Here is a 3,729-nt window from a genome sequence, read left to right as displayed (position 1 = left end):
GCCCCAAACCCGCTCCTCGCCGGTAGATACTGGCAAACAATGGCAAGACTGTACAGGAGCACACCGCTAAAATCGTACCTGATACCGCTGCCACACCATAGGCTACCATCTTGGGGGCCTCTGCCCCTAGATACTTCATGATGGCCTCTTGACTCAGGAAAACAGCGATCGCCCCTGCAATAAAGAAGGCCGGAACCAAGCACAGCAGAACATGCTCCTGGGCATACCAGCGCACCAGATAGAGAGCACTCCAAAAAGCCCCCTGCAGGCGCTGCCACTGCTGTAGTGATTCAACGGGTAAGTAAAAACACACCAAAAACCCGCCAATCGTCACCAATAGTGACTTCCATTGCCCCTGCCAAAATGCCATTGCTTTCTTCTTTCTCAGTTCTAATGGGCACTCTCTTTCTTTCTGACTTGCATGTTAATGAGGCAGAAAAGCAATGATCTCTTGGGTATCCAACACGCTGCCTTGGGAGACCACTTGTCCGTTAATCCGTAGTGCAGGGGTTCGCATGACACCAGAGTCGGCGATCGCTAAAGGGTCGGTAATATGATTAACCTGAGCAGTTAAATTGAGCTGTTCCAGAGCTGCCCGCGCATTGGCCTCTAGTTGGTGGCATTTTTTACATCCTGTCCCCAGAATATCAACGATTAACTCCGCCATAGCTCATCTCTTCATTGGCTAGGGTATTGAACAGTTTTATCATAACACCCTATACTACAAACTTATACTACAAACTTATACTATAAATTAACTATAAAGTCAAAAATTGAGTAGAACAAGCCCTCAAAAGAGCTGTTAGATTTGAGCATCAATAGCGGCAATCTTCGTTTGCAGTTGATTATAGACAGCCGGTAGGTCAGTGGGCAATGTTCCCGCAGGTCTGGGAACTGCCGGATTTCCTGAAGATGGAACCTAAGAGCTTCTGCCCGTTGAATATCCCGGCAAATTCCAATAGCCGGCAGCAATGCGCCGCCGACAGAGCAAACTGCCAATGGGCTCATGGGAGGACCATGGTGGCACAGCCTCTGAGGATGGATACCGCAGCGCTGCGCAGCTACCTTGATGCATCATCCCTCACCAATCCCAGAACGCTAGAGGAAAGCTTGATGATGAATAGCTGCCAGGGCCTGGTATTCGGTCATTTTGCCAAGGCGACGGAGGGATCGCAACCGCTGTTCAATGAGCATTCGCGCATCCGTGCGACTAATGGATTGAAACTCCACACCCTCGGGCCGCTGAGTCACAACGAAAAAGAGCCGCTGGGCATACAAGGTTGTAAAAAGTTGCCGATGCTCATCCAGAGGGCATACCCCATAGAGCAAGCCAAAGGTGGGATGATTGAGATACTGCTCAGCAGTAATCGGGGGCTTCATTAGAAAAGAGAACCTACCTCGCAAAAGGATGATGAAAGGCCAACACGGCAAGGGTAAGTCGTGAGGAGGAAAAACAAAAGAAGACCGCCTACTGTGGCTAGAATAAGTTAGTTCAAGTTAATTCAGTAATTAAAACACTGAAGAGGCTGAGCTGAAAAGCTGTTCAGATTATACCCAAACCCTTCCCTCTGTTTATCCATGGCGCGTTCACTTCCCCCCTTTTGGCCTAGTGTGTTTCACCGCTGCGGTGTGATCTTTTTTGGCACGCTGACCTTTTTTTTCACCCTGGGGGTGGTGGGCTTCAGTGCCACGGTTTTCTTTGCCCTCCTCGGCATCTTGTTGGCGCCCGCCAGTGAAACCAGTCCCTACGAACATATCAGCGGCAAGGAGAGCAGTCGCGATCGCATTCTTAGAATTGACATTACTGGTCCAATTCTAGGCAGCCCCCAAAACGAAGAGGATAGCTTCTTTGCCCCCCTTGTGGGTGTCACCTACGGCTATGAAGTGCAGCGGCAGTTGGCAGAAGCTGCTAAGGATAAAACTATTAAGGCCGTCTTTGTCAATATCAGCACTCCCGGTGGCACAATCTTTGGCTCACAGGCGATCGCCGAGGGCATTAGGAGCTACCGCAAAGCAACCCAAAAACCCGTCTATGCCTTTATTGAGGGTATTGCTGCTTCCGGAGGGGTTTGGGCAATGGTGACAGCCGATAAGATCTATGCTGATCACGGCAGCATGGTTGGTAGTATTGGCATTCTCGGTCCCAGTGTTTTCTACTACGATCGCCCCACCAGCCTCGATAACGGCCTACTGATGGGAGGCGTCACCGCCAATAGCATCGAAGAACGGACCCTGAGCGCTGGCCGTAGCAAAGATATTGGCAATCCCTTCCGTCGCCTCACCCCCCAAGAAATTCAGGTCCTCCAAGCTGGCCTTGAGCAGGAATACACTAAGTTTATTCATCATGTGGCCCAGGCACGGGGCATTGATCCCAGCGTCATTCGCAACGAAATGGGAGCGATGATTTTCAGTAACGATCAGGCGCAGCGCTACCGTCTCATCGATGGTACCCGCAGCCGCTTAGAGACCCTAAATGCCCTCGCCAGGGCTGCCAATCTCAAGGAGGGAGAATATGCCATTGTCCGTTTTCAGCGCGATCGCTCCCCTTTGATCAATCAACTCTTTGGCGTTCAGTCACCTCCCCGGGCACTAGAAACCCAACGGGCGTGGAAACAAGAGCAACTTTGCGCCCTTAGTCAACTGCGTGCCCTTGCCTACTATGGTTCCCTCTCTTGCGATCGTCAGTAATGCGCTTTGACATTATTACTCTTTTTCCTGAATTCTTTGCTTCACCCCTCAGCAGCGGCCTAATAGCCAAAGCTTTGGCGCGGGGCATTGCGGAGGTCATCCTAACCAATCCACGGCACTTTAGCACCGACAAGCACCAGCGCGTAGATGATGAGCCCTATGGCGGTGGTGTAGGGATGGTCATGAAACCGGAACCCCTCTTTGCTGCCATAGAATCCTTGCCCTGTTTGCCGCGGCGCGAAGTCATCTATGTTACCCCCCAAGGGCAGCCCCTCACCCAACAGCACCTCTGGCACTGGTCACGGGAACGGGATCAGCTCGTCATCCTTTGCGGTCACTATGAGGGCGTGGATGAGCGGGTCATTGAGCACTTAGTCACCCAGGAAATCTCCATTGGCGATTTTGTCTTGACCTGTGGTGAAATCCCGGCCCTTGTCATTCTCAATGGCGTCCTGCGATTGTTGCCGGGCACCATTGGTAAGGCAGCCTCACTCCACGAAGAGAGCTTTGAAGATGACTTACTGGATTATCCTCACTACACCCGACCCGCAGAATTTCGGGGCTGGACAGTACCGCCAGTCTTACTTTCCGGTCACCATGGAAAAATTGCTGCATGGCGGCGGGCACAGCAAATTGAGCGCACACGAGAGCGCCGCCCTGATCTTTATGCTCGATGGTTAGCTCGAACCCAGGGGCAAATCAAAGGCAATTGAAAACCGTTAAACCTAGGCCACAAAGAAAAAAACTGTGCTAGTCTCAAGACAAATTCTCCTGGCTTAGCGCCTTTGCAATCTGCTTTTCCATGGCCAGTTCCTCACCACGGTTGATTACCGCTCTCAAAGAGCAGTTACTGCAGGAGCAAGCGGCGAACCGTATTATGCAAGCGATTCGCAACTCCCTTGATCTCGACGTGATCTTTGAGACGGCTGTGCGGGAAGTTGGCGTGGGGCTAGGGGTTGATGCGGTTGTGGTGCAGTATTTACCGGAGCAGGGAGTCTGGCGGCATATTGCTGAGTATCACCATGATCCCAACTTTCCTCG

The 3,729-nt window shown here is 51.7% G+C and carries 6 protein-coding genes; 3 read left to right on the top strand and 3 right to left on the bottom strand.

Going from position 1 to position 3,729, the window contains the following annotated elements; all coding sequences use genetic code 11:
* The 3 genes from H8Q75_RS08780 to pipX all read right to left on the bottom strand — a co-directional run.
* Window positions 1–370: permease (locus H8Q75_RS08780; protein WP_297041162.1), on the bottom strand; the 370-nt coding region annotated here is incomplete at its 3' end.
* Between the two features lie 54 nt (window positions 371–424).
* A complete protein-coding gene (locus tag H8Q75_RS08775) occupies window positions 425–667 on the bottom strand; it encodes a thioredoxin family protein (protein ID WP_024124659.1) in 243 nt (80 codons plus the stop codon).
* Between the two features lie 431 nt (window positions 668–1,098).
* Complete coding sequence (gene pipX, locus H8Q75_RS08770) at window positions 1,099–1,380, bottom strand: transcriptional coactivator PipX (protein WP_024124658.1); 282 nt, start codon at window positions 1,378–1,380, stop codon at window positions 1,099–1,101.
* A gap of 198 nt (window positions 1,381–1,578) precedes the next feature.
* Here pipX and H8Q75_RS08765 point away from each other — a divergent pair, with 198 nt between their 5' ends.
* The 3 genes from H8Q75_RS08765 to H8Q75_RS08755 form a co-directional block, all read left to right on the top strand.
* A complete protein-coding gene (locus H8Q75_RS08765) occupies window positions 1,579–2,688 on the top strand; it encodes a S49 family peptidase (RefSeq protein ID WP_297041159.1) in 1,110 nt (369 codons plus the stop codon).
* Window positions 2,688–3,401: a tRNA (guanosine(37)-N1)-methyltransferase TrmD gene (gene trmD, locus H8Q75_RS08760; RefSeq protein ID WP_024124657.1), complete on the top strand. Its 714-nt coding sequence runs from the start codon at window positions 2,688–2,690 to the stop codon at window positions 3,399–3,401. The genes H8Q75_RS08765 and trmD overlap by 1 nt, the downstream gene beginning before the upstream one ends.
* Before the next feature lie 89 nt (window positions 3,402–3,490).
* Window positions 3,491–3,729 (top strand): hypothetical protein (locus H8Q75_RS08755; RefSeq protein ID WP_297041156.1); only part of this gene is annotated, 239 nt, incomplete at its 3' end.

This window comes from Thermosynechococcus sp. OHK43 (genome assembly GCF_014466085.1).
Lineage (GTDB): Bacteria > Cyanobacteriota > Cyanobacteriia > Thermosynechococcales > Thermosynechococcaceae > Thermosynechococcus.
The sequence above is the reverse complement of the archived record's forward strand: the minus strand, read 5'-3'. Positions and strand labels throughout refer to the sequence as shown.